This is a genomic window from Streptomyces diacarni (genome assembly GCF_003323715.1).
Classification (GTDB): domain Bacteria; phylum Actinomycetota; class Actinomycetes; order Streptomycetales; family Streptomycetaceae; genus Streptomyces; species Streptomyces diacarni.
This window is the reverse complement of sequence record NZ_QOIN01000073.1, coordinates 1-16750: the sequence shown is the minus strand read 5'-3', so window position 1 is coordinate 16750 and position 16750 is coordinate 1. Positions and strand designations below refer to the sequence as shown.

General features: G+C 71.5%; 15 protein-coding genes and 1 pseudogene. 4 read left to right on the top strand and 12 right to left on the bottom strand.

Annotated features, from left to right (window positions below; translation table 11 throughout):
* Window positions 1-17 precede the first annotated feature (17 nt).
* Window positions 18-533, bottom strand: coding sequence for a hypothetical protein (locus tag DTL70_RS32505; protein ID WP_114025617.1), 516 nt, complete (start codon window positions 531-533; stop codon window positions 18-20).
* A 358-nt stretch (window positions 534-891) separates the two neighbouring features.
* On the opposite strand from DTL70_RS32505, the pseudogene DTL70_RS32500 reads away from it, so the two are divergent.
* Window positions 892-1218, top strand: a pseudogene (locus DTL70_RS32500) (winged helix-turn-helix domain-containing protein); the annotation flags it as partial.
* A 252-nt stretch (window positions 1219-1470) separates the two neighbouring features.
* Window positions 1471-2277 carry a TetR/AcrR family transcriptional regulator gene (locus tag DTL70_RS32495; RefSeq protein ID WP_114025616.1) on the top strand — a complete coding sequence of 269 codons (807 nt, stop codon included), beginning with the start codon at window positions 1471-1473 and terminating at the stop codon, window positions 2275-2277.
* 67 nt (window positions 2278-2344) lie between these two features.
* On the opposite strand, the gene DTL70_RS32490 is transcribed toward DTL70_RS32495, so the two are convergent.
* The 3 genes from DTL70_RS32490 to DTL70_RS32480 all read right to left on the bottom strand — a co-directional run bounded on the left by DTL70_RS32490 (window position 2345) and on the right by DTL70_RS32480 (window position 6672).
* Window positions 2345-3304 carry a YceI family protein gene (locus tag DTL70_RS32490; protein WP_425470432.1) on the bottom strand — a complete coding sequence of 320 codons (960 nt, stop codon included), beginning with the start codon at window positions 3302-3304 and terminating at the stop codon, window positions 2345-2347.
* Between the two features lie 187 nt (window positions 3305-3491).
* On the bottom strand, window positions 3492-6008 hold the full coding sequence (locus DTL70_RS32485; protein ID WP_245980290.1) for an MFS transporter: 2517 nt from the start codon (window positions 6006-6008) through the stop codon (window positions 3492-3494).
* Window positions 6009-6195: 187 nt separating this feature from the next.
* A complete protein-coding gene (locus DTL70_RS32480) occupies window positions 6196-6672 on the bottom strand; it encodes a MarR family winged helix-turn-helix transcriptional regulator (RefSeq protein WP_114016640.1) in 477 nt (158 codons plus the stop codon).
* A gap of 261 nt (window positions 6673-6933) precedes the next feature.
* Here DTL70_RS32480 and DTL70_RS32475 point away from each other — a divergent pair, with 261 nt between their 5' ends.
* Complete coding sequence (locus DTL70_RS32475; protein WP_114025613.1) at window positions 6934-7158, top strand: hypothetical protein; 225 nt, start codon at window positions 6934-6936, stop codon at window positions 7156-7158.
* A gap of 104 nt (window positions 7159-7262) precedes the next feature.
* Here DTL70_RS32475 and DTL70_RS32470 read toward each other — a convergent pair whose 3' ends face one another.
* From DTL70_RS32470 to DTL70_RS32440, 8 genes are all read right to left on the bottom strand, one after another.
* Window positions 7263-8006, bottom strand: a complete 744-nt coding sequence (locus tag DTL70_RS32470) for a hypothetical protein (protein WP_245980288.1) — start codon at window positions 8004-8006, stop codon at window positions 7263-7265.
* Between the two features lie 352 nt (window positions 8007-8358).
* Window positions 8359-9444, bottom strand: coding sequence for an RNA polymerase sigma factor SigF (locus tag DTL70_RS32465; RefSeq protein ID WP_114025611.1), 1086 nt, complete (start codon window positions 9442-9444; stop codon window positions 8359-8361).
* A 198-nt stretch (window positions 9445-9642) separates the two neighbouring features.
* Entirely contained in the window at window positions 9643-10653 is a 1011-nt protein-coding gene (locus DTL70_RS32460) for an RNA polymerase sigma factor SigF (RefSeq protein ID WP_114025610.1), read from the bottom strand.
* Between the two features lie 307 nt (window positions 10654-10960).
* On the bottom strand, window positions 10961-11125 hold the full coding sequence (locus DTL70_RS33805) for a hypothetical protein (protein WP_181861162.1): 165 nt from the start codon (window positions 11123-11125) through the stop codon (window positions 10961-10963).
* A gap of 336 nt (window positions 11126-11461) precedes the next feature.
* The gene (locus DTL70_RS32455; RefSeq protein WP_114025609.1) at window positions 11462-12409 is read right to left on the bottom strand and encodes an NADP-dependent oxidoreductase; all 948 of its coding nucleotides are present in this window, start codon (window positions 12407-12409) and stop codon (window positions 11462-11464) included.
* A gap of 156 nt (window positions 12410-12565) precedes the next feature.
* Window positions 12566-13768: a hypothetical protein gene (locus tag DTL70_RS32450; protein WP_114025608.1), complete on the bottom strand. Its 1203-nt coding sequence runs from the start codon at window positions 13766-13768 to the stop codon at window positions 12566-12568.
* Complete coding sequence (locus DTL70_RS32445) at window positions 13765-15018, bottom strand: glycosyltransferase family 4 protein (protein WP_114025607.1); 1254 nt, start codon at window positions 15016-15018, stop codon at window positions 13765-13767. Before DTL70_RS32445 ends, DTL70_RS32450 begins: the two co-directional genes overlap by 4 nt.
* A 139-nt stretch (window positions 15019-15157) precedes the next feature.
* Window positions 15158-15937, bottom strand: a complete 780-nt coding sequence (locus tag DTL70_RS32440) for a DUF4232 domain-containing protein (RefSeq protein WP_147266854.1) — start codon at window positions 15935-15937, stop codon at window positions 15158-15160.
* 243 nt (window positions 15938-16180) lie between these two features.
* Here DTL70_RS32440 and DTL70_RS32435 point away from each other — a divergent pair, with 243 nt between their 5' ends.
* Window positions 16181-16633 (top strand): TIGR03618 family F420-dependent PPOX class oxidoreductase, encoded by a 453-nt coding sequence (locus DTL70_RS32435; protein WP_114025605.1) that lies wholly within the window; start codon window positions 16181-16183, stop codon window positions 16631-16633.
* Window positions 16634-16750: the final 117 nt, after the last annotated feature.

Genomic DNA, 16750 nt, shown 5'->3' with positions numbered 1-16750 from the left:
CAGGCACCTCACAGGGCTCAGTCGGTCACGCCCAGGTCCTTGCGCATGAGGTGGCGCATGGCGGCCAGCTCGGGGTCGCCCTCGGCGGTGAGGGTGTGGCGGACCGACTCGGGGTCCTCGCCATCGAGGGGGCGGCCCCGGTCGATGCGTTTGACCGCTCCGTCGGCCTCGGCCAGGACGCGGTTGGCGGCGCGGGACGCCTCCAGTACGCGTTCGGGGACGATCATCTGGGCTTCCGCGTAGTGGTCCCGGTACTCGAGGCGGGCCTCTTCCAAAGCCGTGCGCTCGTGGTCGGTGTAGACGCCGTCGCGCAGGCGGTGCAGGGCGTCCTTGAGGAGGGTGCTGAACTGGCGGGAGGCGCGGTTCATCGACGTGTAGGCGGCGCGGCGCTCCTCGAAGCGGCGGAGTCGTTCGGTCTCGGCCCGTTCCTCCGCGCGCTGTCGTGCGGATATGCGCTGGGTGAGTACGGGGGCGAACAGGGTGCCCAGAACGCCGACCACGGCCGTGATCATCGCTGCTACGACTGCTGTCACAGGGAGACCCTAGGCGGCCCGGCGGCCCGGCGCCGTCGACGCCGTCGGCGCCGTCGGTGCCTTCCGGTTTCCTGGGCGCCGGTACGGGGGCCCGGGCCCGGTACGAGTGCGCGTACCGGGGGCGCTCCCGCTCGTTCTCAGCGGAATCACAGATTCCGCCAAGAGTCCTCTCACGCTGTTGCCCGAGGGTGGTGGGATGAGCCGGAGCGGAAGCAGCGCGGCCGCGGCGCCGCGCGTACAGCGACACGGGTACGGGACGGACGCGGCGCACGGGGCGCCCCTGGCCGGCGGGGCGGGCGACGCGCGCACGGCGCGCACGGCGCACGGAGCGCGCGAACGCGCCTGTGCGGGCGGCCCCTTGCTCGTCGTCGGGGATCTGGCGCTGGACGAGGAGACGCGGGAGGCCTGGCGCGGTGGCGACGCGATCAAGCTGACCGCGACCGAGTTCCAGTTGCTGCGCTTCCTGATGCGCAACCCGCGCCGGGTGCTGAGCAAGTCGCAGATCCTCGACAGAGTGTGGAACGACGGGTTCGGTGTGCCGGGCGACCGAGCGAACCTCGTCGAGCTCTACATCTCCTACCTGCGGCGGAAGGTGGACGCGGGGCGTGAGCGGATGATCCACACCCGGCGGGGCGCCGGCTACGTCCTCAAGCCCGCCGAGCAGCCCGCGCACCCTGTGGAGTAGCCGGCCCCGGCACGCGGCGGGCCCCTGGGGGTCCCGGTCCCGGGTCGGCCCGGGACCCGGCCTCGCCCCTGCCCGGATCCGGCCCTGCCCGGATCCGGAATAGCGGTATTCGGGTCGCCGAAGGCGGATGAGGGGGCGGATACGGATTAGCATCGAGGGGGTAACGGTCCGGGTTCCCCCGGACTGTTGCCGCCCCGTTCCGCCCCTGAGACCGGCTCTGGAGCCGGGCCGGCCCACGAAGGAGGGCGTGCCATGAGCGACGGCAGCCGCACCAGCCGGATGCGCAGGACCAGCGTGTGGCTGGAGGAGCGGCCCGAGGTGCGCCGCAAGGCGTCCGGTGCGTCGCAGACGGAGGGGCTGGACCGGGAGAAGATCACGGCGGCGGCGGTGCGGTTGTTGGACACCGAGGGGCTGGCGAGGTTCTCGATGCGCCGGCTGGCCGCGGATCTGGGCGTGACGGCCATGTCGGTGTACTGGTATGTGGATCGCAAGGACGATCTGCTCGAACTGGCGCTGGACGCGGTCGAGGGTGAGCTGGAGGTGCCGGACGCGTTGGCCGAAGGCGCCGACTGGCGTGAGCAGTTGCGGCAGGCGGCGTTTGCGCTGCGCGGGTTGCTGCGCCGTCATCCGTGGGCGTCGGGCACGTTGGGCAGCTTCTTGAACGTCGGGCCGAGCGCGATGGGTTTCCAGCTGGGGGTGCGGCGGGTGCTGCTGCGTTCGGGGCTGCCCGAGCAGCAGGCGGACGGTGCGCTGGCGGCTCTCTTCTCGTTCGTCTACGGGCACGCGGCCGTCGAGGAGAGCTGGAACCGCCGGTGCAGCGAGGCGGGGGTCAGTTCGCAGGACTGTTCCGACGCGCTGCGTACGGCGCTGGGGGCGCGTCCTGAGTACGCGGCCGGTGCGGAGGCCGTGTATCCGGTGGCGGAACGGGACTTCGGGGTCGCGCTGGAGTGCGTGGTCGCCGGTATCGAGGCCGGAACGCGAGGAGGGCGTGGCCCGGCCCCGCAGGGCCGGGCCACACCCGTGATTCCGCCTCAGCCACCGTCCCCCGAGGACCGTTGAGGGCGGGGGTCCCGGGGCCGGTGTGGACCGGCGGGGATCGTGAGATCCCGACGCCGGCCGCTTGCCGTCAGAACGGCAGTGACTCCCCCTGGACGGCCTGGATGTCCAGGTCGACCCTGAGGGTGGTGCCGACGGCCGCGATACCGGCCTGGAGCACCTGGTTGTAGTTCATCGCGAAGTCCGAGCGCCGCAGCTCGGCGGTGGCGCGGAACGAGGCCCGCACGCCGCCCCACGGGTCGGGCCCGGTGCCCAGGTAGGTCAGGTCCAGGTCCACGTCGCGGACGACACCGTGCATGCCGAGCTGCCCGTGCACCGTCCACCGGTCGGGTCCTGCCACGTCGACGCCCGTGCTGCGGTAGGTGATGTCGGGGTAGGTCTCGATGTTGAGGAAGTCCTCGGAGCGCAGGTGCTGGTCGCGCATGTCGTTGCCGGTGTTGATGGACTCCGCCTTGATGACGGCTTCCACCGACGACTTCTCCGAGTCCTGGGCGATCTCGATGCGGCCGCCGAACTCGGTGAACCTGCCGTGCACGCTGGTCATGCCCAGGTGCTGGGCACTGGCGGCGACCGTGGAATGCATCGGGTCGATCGTCCAGGCGCCGGGCGGCGGCAGTTCGACGCCGCCCTGCCGGGCGAGTACCAGGGTGCCCAGGTCCGCGCGCCCGGAGGCGGTGACCATCGCCGTGGAGGCGGCCGGTGCGTAACCGACGGCCGTGGCGATCACCGTGTACGGGCCCGCGGGCAGCGGCTCCGCGCTGCGCACGAACCCCTCGTCGTCGGCCTCTGCACGCAGGATCTGGTTACCGGTCATGTCGGTGACGGTCAGCACGGCGTGCTGCACCGCCCAGCCGTCCCGGGTCCGCACGCGTGCGCGCACGCCGCCCCCGCCGGCGCCCGTACCACTGGCGCCCGCCCCTCGGGGGCCTGCCCCGGGGACACCCGTCCCGGGGACTCCTGTCCCGGGGACTCCTGTCCCGGGGAGGTCGGCGCCGTGGGCGCCGTCTGCTCCGCTTGCCCCGACTGTCATGTCTTCCTTGCTCCTTCTCGCATACGACGGGCCCCGGCGCCTCGGCGGCGGGCCGTCCCTTGCCCGCGCTCGCGTGCGGTTCGCTGTGCGGTCGCAGTGCGGTTCTCCGGGCGGCCGGGGCCCTTCCCCGGGCCGGTCCCGACGGCGCGCGCTCCGCTCGATGACGCGCGCCGTCCGGACCGGGGGGTCACTCGTCCGGGTGGTGCAGTTCGATGTCGTACGCGTCCACTCCGGGTCCGGCCACGCGCAGCGCGTTCGCCTGGGGCGGGTACCCGCTGGCGATGACCGAGTAGTCGCCGGCGTCCAGGTCGGTGAAGGCGTAGGCGCCGTCCTCACCGGTGGTGGACGTGGCGATGACGTTGCCGGCGGCGTCCACCAGCGTGACCCGTGCGTCCTGCAGCGGGGTGCGGTGCGCACCCGCGCGCACGGTGCCGGTCACCCGGGCACCGGACGCCAGGTCGATGTCGAGCCGGGTCACGCCCTGGCCCTGGACCTCGACGGGGACCGCGGTGGGCCGGTAGCCGCCGGCGTTCACGGCGAGCGTGAAGGTGCCGGTGACCAGCTCGTCGAAGCGGTAGTCGCCGGAGTCGCCGGTCACACCGGTGGCCAGCACCTCGCCGCGCACGTCGGTGACGACGACCATCGCGCCGCACACCGGGGCGCCGTCCGCCAGCCCGCGCACCTGGCCCGCCAGGCCGCTGGTGCCCGACAGCAGCAGGTCGTGGCTGAGAGGACCTTCGCCGATCACGATCGTGGACGCCTGCGGCTGGTGACCGTCGGCGGCCGCGATCAGGACGTACGAGCCTGGCCCCGGCGCGTCCAGCCCGTAGGAGCCGTCGGCGTGGGCGACGGAGCGACCGAGCTGCCGTCCGCTGAGCGAGATCAGCGTGACCGCCGCGCGGGCGACACCGATGCCGTCGGCGTTGCGTACGGTGCCGTAGACCCCGTAACCGCTGGTGGGTACCGGAGCCGGGGACTGGGCTGTGGCCATGGATGCGTACTCCCTGAACTGCTGAGTGTCGCCCCCCGGTTGTGCGGACTGCCGCTGGGCGACGGCGGCCGGTGCGCCCTGCGGGCCGGCCAGCGGCTGCGGTGCCGTGCGCTCGACGGCCGGTGTGTCGGCCGGCTGTGCGGAGACCCCCGCGGAAGCCGTCGCCATGGCGGGCTGCCGTGCGTCGTCCTCGTCCGCCTCGTTGGCCGAGGTGGTACGCAGCGGGACCTCGCGGATGAACAGCACGCTCAGCAGCGCCAGCAGCGCGATCGGCGCGGCGTACAGGTAGATGTCGCCGATGCCGTGGCCGTAGGAGCTCTCCACGACGGTGCGCACAGGGCCTGGCAGCTTGTCGACCTCGGGCAGCGCGCTGCCGCCCCCGCCGGTGGAGCCGCCGGTCCCGCCGGGCTTCATGCCCAGCTTGGCGAAGCCGTCCTCCATGTAGTGGGTGATCCGGGTGGAGAGCACGGCGCCGAGCGCCGAGACGCCGACCGCACCGCCCAGGGAACGGAAGAAGTTCACCGTGGAGCTGGCCGCGCCCAGGTCGGCTGCCTTGACCTGGTTCTGGGTGGCGAGCACGAGGTTTTGCATCATCATGCCGACGCCGAGTCCGAGCAGCGCCATGAAGATCGCCAGGTGCCAGTACTCGGTGTCGTAGCGCATGGTGCCCAGCAGGCCCATGCCCGCCGTCATCAGCACGCCGCCGGCGATCAGGAACCGCTTCCACTTACCGGTGCGGGTGATGATCTGACCGGAGATGGTGGTGGAGACGAAGAGTCCCGCGATCATCGGGATCGTCATGACACCGGCCATCGTCGGCGACTCGCCGCGCGCCAGCTGGAAGTACTGGCTGAGGAAGACCGTCGCGCCGAACATCGCGATACCGACGAACAGCGAGCCGATGGCGGCCAGCGAGATCGTGCCGTTGCGGAACAGCCGCAGCGGAATGATCGGCTCCTTGGCCTTCGACTCGACGAGCACGAACAGCAGTGCCAGCACGATGGCGCCACCGACCATGGCGTAGGTCTGCCAGGAGACCCAGTCGTACTTGTCACCCGCGAAGGTGACCCACAGCAGCAGGGTGCAGGCCGCGGCGGCGACGAGGAACGCGCCGAGCCAGTCGACCTTGACGCCCTCCCGCTTGACGACGGGCAGCTTCAGCGTCTTCTGCAGCACGATCAGCGCGATGATCGCGAACGGGACGCCGACGTAGAAGCACCAGCGCCAGCCGAGCCAGCTCGTGTCGGTGATGACGCCGCCGAGCAGCGGACCGCCGACGGTGGCGACGGCGAACGTGGCGCCGAGGTAGCCGCTGTACCGCCCGCGCTCACGCGGGGAGATCATCGCGGCCATGATGATCTGGGCCAGGGCGGACAGACCGCCCATGCCTATGCCCTGGACCACACGGAAGGTAATCAGCATGCCGGGGTTCTGCGAGAGACCCGCGCCCGCCGATGCCAGGACGAAGACGATCAGTGCCACCTGCACCAGCAGCTTCTTGCTGGTGAGGTCGGCCAGCTTGCCCCACAGCGGGGTCGAGGCGGTCATCGCCAGCAGCGATGCCGTGACCACCCAGGTGTAGGAGCTCTGGCTGCCGTTCAGGTCGGCGATGATCTTCGGCAGGGCCGTGGAGACGATCGTCGACGACAGGATGGCGACGAACATGCCGAGCAGCAGCCCGGAGAGCGCCTCCATGATCTGCCGGTGTGTCATCTTCGGTGTGCCGTCGGATGCCGGTGCGGCAGGGGTGCCCGCACCCGGAGCCGGGGCCTGGGCCTGGCCGCCGACTGCGTGTCCGTGAGCCGCGTGTCGGGCCCCGCCGCCGGCCCCTTGCACGGTGTCGCGGGGCCCCCCAACCGGTGGCTGGGGTCGGGTTGTTGCCATTCGGCGTCCTTCTCACTCAGTGTGTTGCGGTGGTTTTCGTCTCGTGGGGTTGTCCGCCGCGGGCGCGGCAGTCCCCGAAGCTCGCGCGGAGCCGGTTCAGCAGGTCGTTGAGCTGGGCGACGTCCTCGTCGCTCCAGTCGTGCAGGTGAGCGGCCAGCGACTCGATCGTGTGTGCCGAGAGGTCCGTCAGGAACCGCTCACCTCGGTCACTGATCCGCAGCAGCCGGGAGCGGCCGTCCTGCGGGTCAGGGTGGCGTTCGATCCAGCCGCGGTCGGCGACGTGGGCGACGTGCCGGCTGGTCACCGACATGTCGATCGCCATCAGCTCGGCCAGTTGGCTGGTGCGCATCTCCCCGTGTTTGTTCAGGAGCATCAGTACGGCCGCCGACGCGGGCGGACACTCCGGGGGGAGACCACGTGCCATCTCACGTTTGACGGCGCCTATGGCGCTGATCTGCCGGGCCAGCTCCTCGTACTGACTGCGTTCGGCCATCTGCACCCCATGAACTTGTTGCTTAAGGCAACCATACGAGTGGTTGGTTGCTGTAGGCAAGTTGATTCCGGGCAACCCAGGCAAACACTGGACCAAGTCGGGGTGTGGCACCCGCCAAGCACGGACCGCGGGCCCGGGAGAATCCCAGGTGGGTGCGGGGCACCCCGCCGGCAGGGCCCCGGGCCGGATGTGAGGGACCGCACACCGGCGGTCAGGACCGCGCTGTGCCATCCGAGCGACGGTTCGCTAGGGTCCTGGGGCATGGCTCACAACCCGCACGCGCCCCAAGGTCCGGACGCACAGGGACACCCCGACCCGGCAGGCAACACCCAGATGTTCCGCGCCTTCGTCGACGAGGGCGGCCCCCAGCAGGGCAGGCGACCCGCTCCGGCACCGGCCCCCGCGGGGCCGCGCGTCGGCGTGATCGTCGGCATCGTGGCAGCCGTCGTCGTCCTCGGCGCCGTCGCCTGGCTGGCCTTCTCCTGACGGCTCCCCGGGCGGCGTGCACGCCGCGTCACGCCACCTGACACGGTGTGCGCGGCGTCACCGGGCCGCCCGGCTCACCCCTTTCTTCCTCCGGCCGGAGAGGCTCACCTCTCCTTCCAGCCGGAGAGCTCCACCTCGCGGGTCTCGACGTGCATGCCCAGCGGCACCCGCCAGGCGTCCACGCACACCTTCCAGGTCTTCTCCTTCTTCTCCCCGGCGTCGATCGGCACGGGGAGCGCCCGCGTGCTCTCGCGCGTGGCCCAGTCGACGCCGAGACCGCCGATGATGTGGGTGGAGAAAGTGATCTTGCCGCCCGTGACCGGGCGGCCACCGGTGTTGGCGAGACGGACGGTCACCTTCTCGCACCACCGCTTGTCCGCCTTCGCCCGCTGCGGCTCGCCCGCGGTGAGGACCGCGGGACCGTCGTGCTCCGTATCCGGCCCGCCCGAGCCTCCCGAAGACCCACCCGAGCCGCCCGAGCCACCGGAGTCGCCGGGGGAGGGGCTGCCGCCTCCGCCGCCCGCCCCGGGCCCGCCGCCGGCCGACGTGTCGCCGGAGCCTGACGCCGGGGAGCCGGGCGGCCGGCCGCCACCGCTCCCCCCGCCCGCTGCGCTGCCGTCCCCGTCGCCTTCCCGGTCTTCTCCGGCGCCCGCGGGGCCGTCCTGCTCGCCGTCCCGGCCGCTCCCGCCCCCGCCGCCTCCGTCGCCGCGCCGGGCGTCGCCGCCTTTGTCCCCGCCGTCTTCCCCGCCCTCGCCCGGCAGCGGCACCAGCCGGACCTTGCCGCCCCCCTCTCCCGCGTCGGAGCCGTCCCCGCTCCCGCCGGAGGGCTCGCCGGCGCCGACCGCCACGTACCCCTCGTCCCCGCTGCCGCCGCACCCGCCGAGCAGGGGCGCGCCCAGACAGACGAGAGCCGCCGAGGCGGCTATCCGACCACCTCGGCGGCTCCGAGTCCTGCCGCCGCTCTTCCGCCGTCCCTGACTTCCGCGGGCGGCCCGGCTCGTGTGGCTTCGCTGGCTCCTCTGCCCTCGCATGGCGCCAGTGTCACTGACGTGCCGTCAGATGTGAAGTCTCCGTCTGCCCGTATCCGTTCGCACGCCGGTACGTGTGCGCATGCTCGGCTCCTTGTCCTAGCTCGGCTCCGTATGCCTGCTCGTCTGCGTGTCCCCCGCCGCACTCGGCCCCCCGATCGCCTCGACGATGTCAGTCTTCCGCGATCAGTCCCTCGCGCAGCTGCGCGAGTGTGCGGGTCAGCAGCCTGGAGACGTGCATCTGGGAGATGCCGACCTCCTCACCGATCTGGGACTGCGTCATGTTCGCGAAGAACCGCAGCATGATGATCTGGCGCTCGCGCGGCGGCAGTTTGGCCAGCAGCGGCTTGAGGGACTCGCGGTACTCCACGCCCTCCAGCGCCGTGTCCTCGTAGCCGAGCCGGTCCGCCAGCGAGCCCTCGCCACCGTCCTCCTCCAGCGCGGGGGAGTCGAGCGAGGAGGCGGTGTAGGCGTTGCCGACGGCCAGCCCGTCGACCACGTCCTCCTCCGAGACGCCCAGGCAGGTGGCCAGCTCCGTGACGGTCGGAGAACGATCGAGGGTCTGCGACAGCTCGTCGCTCGCCTTCGTCAGCGCCAGCCGCAGCTCCTGGAGGCGGCGCGGCACCCGCACCGACCACGAGGTGTCGCGGAAGAAGCGCTTGATCTCCCCGACGACGGTCGGCATCGCGAACGTCGGGAACTCCACGCCCCGTTCGCAGTCGAACCGGTCGATCGCCTTGATCAACCCGATGGTGCCGACCTGGACGATGTCCTCCATCGGCTCGTTGCGACTGCGGAAGCGCGCCGCCGCGTACCGCACGAGCGGCAGGTTCAGCTCGATGAGCGTGTCCCGCACGTACATCCGCTCGGCGGTCGGATCCGTACCGGGCGACTCTGCCGCCGCCTTGTCGAGCGCGGCCAGGCGCAGGAAGAGCGAGCGGGAGAGCGTGCGCGTGTCGAGCCCTTCGCCGGACGCCGCGGCGACGCCCGCCAGCTCCCCGGCCGCCGTGCCCGCGCTGTCCGGCCCGTCGGGCCCTTCCACCCTTTCCGCTCCGCCGGCCAGGTCACTCGTCAGGTCGGCTGCCAGCTCGGCGCCACCCGGCAGGCCTGTGCCCTCTGCCAGTTCGGCGCCCGGCTCTGTGACGGGCTCGTCGACGAGGGCGCGAGGGAGGACGTACCCCCCCGGCCCGTCAGGTGCCCCCGGGGCCGGGGACGTGTTCTCGGTGAGCACCTTCGAGCTGCCCAGTTCTACGGACATGCCACCCCCTTGAGGTCGCGGACGGGTCGCTGCGGCGCCCTCGGCTGGAAGAGGCACCTCCCCCTCCATACCGGGACCGCCGCCGCGGCAAACGCAGCTCTTGCAGAATGTCACAAGTAGGCAACGCGACGTAGCCTCATGTCGATAAAACTGCACAGCTGGGAGCGGTGGGGCGGAAGTTGAGGTCGCTCGAACCGGTTACGCGTCGATTCGATTTGCGGCCCGCAGCCGGGCGAAGCTGCGCGACAGCAGCCGCGAGACGTGCATCTGCGAGACGCCCAGCTCCGCGCTGATCTGCGACTGCGTCAGGTTCCGGTAATACCGCAACAGCAGGATCCGCTGCTCGCGTTCGGGCAGCTGTACGAGCAGGTGGCGGACGAGATCGCGGTGTTCGACACCGTCGAGCTCCGGGTCCTCGTAGCCGAGCCGGTCCAGCAGCCCCGGCATCCCGTCCTCGCGCTCCTGAGCGGCCTCCAACGACGTGGCCCGGTACGCCCGCCCGGCCTCGATGCAGGCGAGCACCTCCTCCTCGGAGATCTTCAGCCGCTCGGCGATCTCCGCGGTGGTGGGCGACCGCCCGTGCAGCGTCGTCAGATCCTCGGTGGCGCCGCTGACCTGCACCCACATCTCGTGCAGCCGCCGCGGCACGTGCACGGTGCGGACGTTGTCGCGGAAGTAGCGGCGGATCTCGCCCACGATCGTCGGCATCGCGAACGTGGGGAACTGCACCCCGCGGCCGGCGTCGAACCGGTCGATCGCGTTGATCAACCCGATCGTGCCGACCTGGACGACGTCCTCCATCGGCTCGTTCCGGCTGCGGAAGCGCGCCGCGACATACCGCACGAGCGGCAGGTTGGCCTCGATCAGCGCGGCCCTGATGCGCTCGTGCTCGGCCGTGCCCGACTCGTGCCTGGACAGCTGCTCGAAGAGGGACTGCGTCAACGCCCGGGTCCGCGCGGCCCGCTCCCGCTGCGCCTCGGCGGGCGTGCGCGGTGTCTCCGAGGGGGCATCCGAGGGGGCCTCTGAAGAGCCGGCGGCGGAGGTGGCAGACGTCGAGGTGGCGGCCGTCGAGGTGGCGACTGTCGAGGGGGAGGGCTGAGCCGACGCGGCGGACGGAGATGCGGCGGTGGGAGATGCGGCGGTGGGAGACGAGGCGGTGGGAGACGCGGCAGCCGGGGAGGCCGCGGGCGGGACGGCGGCCGGGGTCACCGGGGGCGCGTCGGATGCCGTTGCGGCATCGCCGGAGTGAGTCTGGGTGGGCGTCCGGGTCCCGTCCACTCAGCCACCACCCCTTTACGGTGCAGATCGGTGCCGATCTGTCGTGATCGATCGCGCGTACTTCGGTCGCGATTCGCCCTGCAAAAAGCGGTCATAGCATCACAAGACAGGTGCACCGTGCGCAAGCACCAGATCACTCCGTGTTGCTGGCCCGTTGCATGCCGAAGCCCCCGGCGGGTGCAGGAGAAGAGGGTCCTGACGGGGCTCTGCGGGGCGCTGGAGGGGCTCTGCGGGGCTCTCAGTTCACGAGCGAGGTCATGAACCGGCCGACACCCTGCGCGGCGCTGGAGATGCCTTCGAAACCTATCTGGACCAGATCGGCGGCGCGTTCGGGGGACGTGATGACCGTGTACAGCACGAAGACGACCAGAAGGTAGCCCACGAGTTTCTTCGCCTGCGCCATCGCGCTGTCCCTCCCCCGGGTGCTCTCATCGACACCCTGCGCCCCTGCGTGTCCTGTCTTTTGCACTCTTGTGCGCCAGTACGTCTGTTCTGCGTCCGCCTGTGCGCCGTATGGCTGTGCGGCGGCGAGTGTAGCGGGAAGGACGTGAATGGGGAGGTGTGCGAGACGCCGGCGGGTGGGCTCAGCGCGGCAGGAAGACGTGGACGCGCCCGAAGGAGCGCGGGGAATGGCGCGAAGGGGCGCGGGGAACGGCGCGACCAGCCCCCCGTCCACCCCGAGACTGCACACCGCGGGCAGTGGCACTCTCCAGCCGGAGCAAGGGCCGCGGGGAAGACCTCAGGGCAGCAGGACGGTCTTGCCGCGGGCGCCGCCTGCCCGGTTGCGGGCGAGCGCGCCAGGGGCCTCGTCCAGCGGGACCTCCGCCTCGATCGGGACGGCCACCCGGCCGCTGTCGATCTCTCTGGCCAGCCCCTCCAGCAGTTCGGCGGAGGGGTCGAGGTGGAAGTTGATGCCCTCGATACCGCGCCCGTGGAGCGCGTCGAGCGACGCCGCGTCCACGGTGGAGACCGCCACGCCCCCGTCGCGTACGAGCCCCGCGTGCGCCGCGAAGTCCTCCCGGGCGTGGGAGGTGAGGTCCACCAGCGCGTCCACGCCCGCCGGATACTCCTCCCGTACCGCCTCCTCCAGCGGACGCTCCCTGGCATCGACGGTCAGGGCCGCGCCGAACGAGGCCATACGGGCCTGGTCGTGCCCGTGCGTGGCGGCGACCACCCGCAGGCCGTCGGCCGCGGCGAGCTGGGTGAGGAACGTACCGACGCCGCCTGCCGCGCCGATGATCAGCAGGGACCGGTACGAACGCAGCGCCGCCGAACCCATGATCCCCAGCGCCGCCATCCCCGCCGTGGGCGCTCCCGCTGCCGCGGTCAGCGGCAGCGTCAGAGGCGTGGGCGCCACGCTGCCCGTCTCGTTCACGACGACGTACTCGGCGTACGTGCCCCGCCCCACGGGCTCGCTCACCACGTGTCCGAACACCTGCTCACCCGTGACGAACCGGTGCGCCTGGGGGCCGCTCCCCTCGACGACCCCCGCGAAGTCCACGCCCATCACCAGCGGGAAGTCGTACGGCACCACGTCCTCGAGCATGCCGTCGGCGATCTTCCAGTCCAGCGGGTTGAGGCCGGCTGCCGCGATCCGCACCAGGACCTCGCCCTCGCCCGGCTCCGGCCGCCGCGCCTGCAGAACCTCGGGCCGCCCGTTCCGCTCCCGCACACCGACAGCACGCATCCGCCCGCGCCTCCCTGCTCCCCCCTGGGACCAGCGGTCGCCCTCTCAACGTACGACAGGCGGCCCCGCCTCGCAGTCCGCACGGGCGGGGCCTCGCGGGGCGGGGAGCTTCCGCCCGTCCGGCCCTCTGTCCGGTCACCCCGTCTCCCGCGACCGTCACCCCGCCGCCTGGGTGTCCACGGTGCTCACCTGCACCGAGAGGTTGTTGTTGATCGTGTAGTACGGCTTCACCGAATGGAGCGCACCGTCACGGTCGGCCACGCGCCGCGACGGATAGGTGAAGATGCGCTTCTTGTCGGGGATGTCGTCGAGGATCCGTGCCAGACGAACGGGCTCCTCGTCCGCGGAGGGCCGCAGCCACAGATCCCAGGCCTGGTGTCCGGGCAGCAGGGAAGTGAAGGGCAGCTCGACGGTGAAGTCGCGTGCCGCGTGGCGTGCGTCGGCGTCGCCGGGCTCCCCCTCCGGGCCCTCGGGGGTCTCCAGGCCCTCGGGGGCCCTCTCCGGGGCCCTGGAGGAGGTTTTCGGGCCTTCGGGGGCCCTCCCCGGGCCGGAGTCCGCCCCGCTGTCCGGGCGCACCGGTAGGCGCACGGGTGACGCCGCTGCGTCGCGGGGGAGCGCCTCCAGGGATGCGGTGGCGGTGAGCCGCGCACCGTAGAGCCTCCCTTGCAGCACCATGGTGCCGTCCTCCACGCGCAACGTCCCCGCCTCCGCGTGCGGTCTGCGCAGCCACGCGCGGACGGCGAGATTGCCGTTCTTGGTCGTGTAGGGAATACGTACGCCGAGCCACGCGTGCGCGTCGGAGGGCGAGCCGCCGTCGACGAGGGCACGCAGATCGTGCACCCCGGGGAGCAGGCGCTGCGGCTCCTCGTCGGCAAGGGAGAGGTAGGCGTCCCAGCGTCCCTCGGGCAGCTGTGTGGTGCTGGGCAGGGTGGCGCGCAGCCTGCCGTCCGCCGCGACGGGGCTCAGCGGCAGCCGCAGGGAGGCGTCCGGGCCGTGCTGGTGGCGCAGGCGCAGGAGTACGGCCGCCGACTCCGGCACCTGCGAGGCGGCGATCTCCTTGGCGTCCTTGCCGAAGAGCCGCACGGTGAAGGTGAGCCCCACGGTGCTGTCGGCCGTGCAGTCGACGCGCGGGTGGTGGACCTCGGGTACGGGGGTCTCCGGCGCCGGGACCGCGCGTACGGGGGCCTCGGGTACGGAGATCTCCGATACGGGGAGTTCGGGTCCGGAGGGAGAGGTGACCTCCAGCGGCGGAGCTGCCACCGCTGCGCCGCGTGGGGGCATGCCGTGGGGCATGCCGTGCGGGGACACGCCCCGCGGGGGCACGCCGCTCGGAGAGGTGCCGAAGAGTGCGAGAGTCATGTCCGTGCTCCTTCCAGGGCGTACTTCACTCCCAGCCGAGCCGCTTCCCTGGCCGCGTACGCCCCGCCCAGGAGCGTGCCGCGGGCCCGGTGCAGCGTGCCGGACCGCCGGTTGACCAGCGAGGTCATCAGCTCCTCGTACCGGGCGGCCACCTGCGAGGGGTCGAACCGCGCCGACGCGCTGTGCGCCGCCTTGCCCATCCGCGTGCGGAGCCCCTCGTCGTTGATGAGACGGAGCAGTCCGCCCGCGATCGCCTGCACGTCGCCCGTCGGGACCAAAAGCCCGTCCACACCGTCGCGGATGATCTCTTTGGGACCGTGCGGGCAGTCCGTGGCCACGACCGGCAGACCGCACCGCATCGCCTCGACGATGGTCATGCCGAACGACTCGAGGCTCGAGGTGACCGCGCAGATCGAACCCTTCACCCATTCGGCCTCGATGGGATTGGCCGAGCCCATCAGGTAGACGTGGTTGTAGAGGCCGAGTTCGTCGATGAGCTTCCGCAGCTTGTTCGCCTCGCGGCCGTGACCGTAGATGCGCAGGCCCCAGTCCGGGCGCTCGCGGACGACCTCGCCGAAGGCGCGTATGAGCACGTCGTACCGCTTGGCCGGGGCGAGCCGGCCCGCGGCGACGACCCACTTCCTGCTGCCGTCCGCGGGGGCGACGTCCGGCTCGGGCACGCTGTTGGGCAGCGACTCGACGCGCACGCCGGGCAGCCGCAGGGTGCTGCGGTAGTCGCGGGCGTCGGCCTCGGTCACCGTCGTGACCGCGTCCAGCCGGGGATAGGTGCGGCGCAGCAGGCGCTTCATCCGCGCGGAGTGCGTGGCGAGCGTGAGGTGCTCCTGTCCCAGGCGCACGGGGCCGCGGCGCGTCTGCCGGGCCACGTGCACGTTGAGCCCGGGCCGTGTGCCGACGACGACGTCCGCCTCGGTGCTGCTCAGGTACTCACCGATCTTGCGGTCCGTCAGCGCGCTGTGCTGCTTGTACTGGCCGTCGGCTGCGGGGAACACCTTGGCGGGGCGGGCGTGTTCGGGATCGTCACCGTCGAAGGTGGGTCTGTGCCGGCGCATGTCGACCAGTGACGACAGCCGTACGCCGTTGTCCGGTTCGAAGAACGGCCTGTCCCGGTAGCGGAAGACCGAGACGACCTCCACCTCGTGCTGCTCGGCGAGTGCCTGCGCCAGGTTGAAGGTGGTGCGGACCGTTCCTCCCATCCCGTACGCGCTGAAGATCAAGAAGGAGATGTGCATCGTTCCTCGTACCTCTAGAAGTGGATGACGCTCCGCCACTCGCTGTATGTCTTCCACAGCAGCGGTGCAGCGATGACCGTGCGGCGCCGGAAAAATCCGGCGAGCTCCCCCGAATCGCCCTAGTGCAGCGTTGGTTCGCTTACTGCAGGGCCAGTTCGGGGGTGGTGTTCCAGTACGAGACGGTGGAGTTGTCGCTCAGCGCGAGACCGGCGCCCTCGGGTGCGTTGACGGTGGCGGTGGAGCCGGTGCCGTTCTGGTCGCGGTTGGCGAGTTCGACGGTGAGTTCCTTCTCGCGGTGCATGTTCGCGCCGTCGCCTTCTTCCAGGCTGAGCGCCGCGTAGGCGGAGGTGCCCGGCTCCAGGGAGATCACGGCTTGCGGCTGTCCGCCGCCGACCTTGATCGGTGCCTGGGCGCCGGGGTAGCCGACGAAGGGGTAGCCGTACAGGTCGCAGCGCTCGTCGCCCTTGTTGGTGGCCTTGAGCAGGATGACCGGTGCGGAGCCGCCGGTCGGCTGGAGCCTGACCTGGACAGAGCCGACGTCGCACGCCGACCGCTTCACGCCCCCCGAAGCGGCCTTCGCGCCCCCCGCATCCGCCTGGGCCCTCAGCGCGTTCCGGTCGCCCCCATGCCCGCTGACGGCGTTGCCGTCGCCGCCGTGCCCGTTCCCGTCGTCCGGGTTGCCGTCACCCGCCGAGCCGGAGTCGCCCGAGTCGGACTTTCCGGCCTGCGAGTCCTTGGCCACCGACGAGGAGGACGACGAGGACGACGAGCCGGCGTCGTCGTCCTTGCCGCCCCCGTCCTGGCAGGCGGTCAGCGAGAACGCGGCGGCGGCAGCGACGGCGACGAGGCCGGCGGATCGGAAGGTACGGCGCGTACGGGCGGTCTTCACGAGGTTCCCCCACAGGTGTCGATTCGGCACGGCCGCCCACTTTTGCGGGGGTCCCCGGCCGGGTTCGCTTGTCGGTACATTCACTGTGATGACGACCCGACGGGGATTGTTCACGGGAATCTGTCCGCACCGTGTAACAGCCCGGTGCGGTGGCGGGCGGGCGACGGCCCGCCCGGCTGCGACCACCTGTGGCGACAGCACAGGGGAGGGAGGAGGGGAAAGGGTGCGAGAGGGCTGTGGAATGTCCGCGTTCCATGGGGAGTTGACCGCAGCATGACTCAAGGGCCCGCACCACGATCCCTGTCCGACGAAGCGCTCTCCGGCCTACTCGCCGAGCAGCGGTTCGGGACCCTCGCCACGGTCAAAAAAAGTGGTCACCCCCACTTGACCACCATGCTCTACAGCTGGGATCCCCGAGCCCGCATCGTGCGGCTCTCCACCACGGCCGACCGCATCAAGGTCAAACACGTGCAGCGCGACCCGCGCGCGGCGCTGCACGTGCCGGGTGGCGACGTGTGGTCGTTCGCCGTCGCCGAGGGTGTCGCAGAGGCTTCCGAGCTCACGACGATTCCCGGCGACGCGGTGGGGCGGGAGCTGCTGACGGTCACCCCCGCGAAGCCGGAGGACGAGGACGCGTTCCTCAAGCAACTGGTCGCCGAGCGCAGGCTCGTCATTCGGCTGAGGGTCGAGCAGCTGTACGGGACGGCCTTGGACGTCAACGGCTAGGCCGTTTCTGATGGCTCTTGGTGATGGATCGGTGTGGTGCTGGGCAGGTGTCCTGCATGGTGCGACGGCATGAGCTGAGTGATGCGCAGTGGCTGAAGATCGAGCCGTTATTGCCGG

Bases quoted from the DNA above. Each gene is read 5' to 3' on its own strand.
- DTL70_RS32495 (WP_114025616.1), top strand. From the start codon at position 1,471: ATGAGCGACGGCAGCCGCACCAGCCGGATGCGCAGGACCAGCGTGTGG.
- DTL70_RS32490 (WP_425470432.1), bottom strand. From the start codon at position 3,304: ATGACAGTCGGGGCAAGCGGAGCAGACGGCGCCCACGGCGCCGACCTC.
- DTL70_RS32450 (WP_114025608.1), bottom strand. From the start codon at position 13,768: ATGACTCTCGCACTCTTCGGCACCTCTCCGAGCGGCGTGCCCCCGCGG.
- DTL70_RS32445 (WP_114025607.1), bottom strand. From the start codon at position 15,018: ATGCACATCTCCTTCTTGATCTTCAGCGCGTACGGGATGGGAGGAACG.
- DTL70_RS33805 (WP_181861162.1), bottom strand. From the start codon at position 11,125: ATGGCGCAGGCGAAGAAACTCGTGGGCTACCTTCTGGTCGTCTTCGTG.
- DTL70_RS32435 (WP_114025605.1), top strand. From the start codon at position 16,181: ATGACTCAAGGGCCCGCACCACGATCCCTGTCCGACGAAGCGCTCTCC.
- DTL70_RS32480 (WP_114016640.1), bottom strand. From the start codon at position 6,672: ATGGCCGAACGCAGTCAGTACGAGGAGCTGGCCCGGCAGATCAGCGCC.
- DTL70_RS32455 (WP_114025609.1), bottom strand. From the start codon at position 12,409: ATGCGTGCTGTCGGTGTGCGGGAGCGGAACGGGCGGCCCGAGGTTCTG.
- DTL70_RS32475 (WP_114025613.1), top strand. From the start codon at position 6,934: ATGGCTCACAACCCGCACGCGCCCCAAGGTCCGGACGCACAGGGACAC.
- DTL70_RS32465 (WP_114025611.1), bottom strand. From the start codon at position 9,444: ATGTCCGTAGAACTGGGCAGCTCGAAGGTGCTCACCGAGAACACGTCC.
- DTL70_RS32485 (WP_245980290.1), bottom strand. From the start codon at position 6,008: ATGACACACCGGCAGATCATGGAGGCGCTCTCCGGGCTGCTGCTCGGC.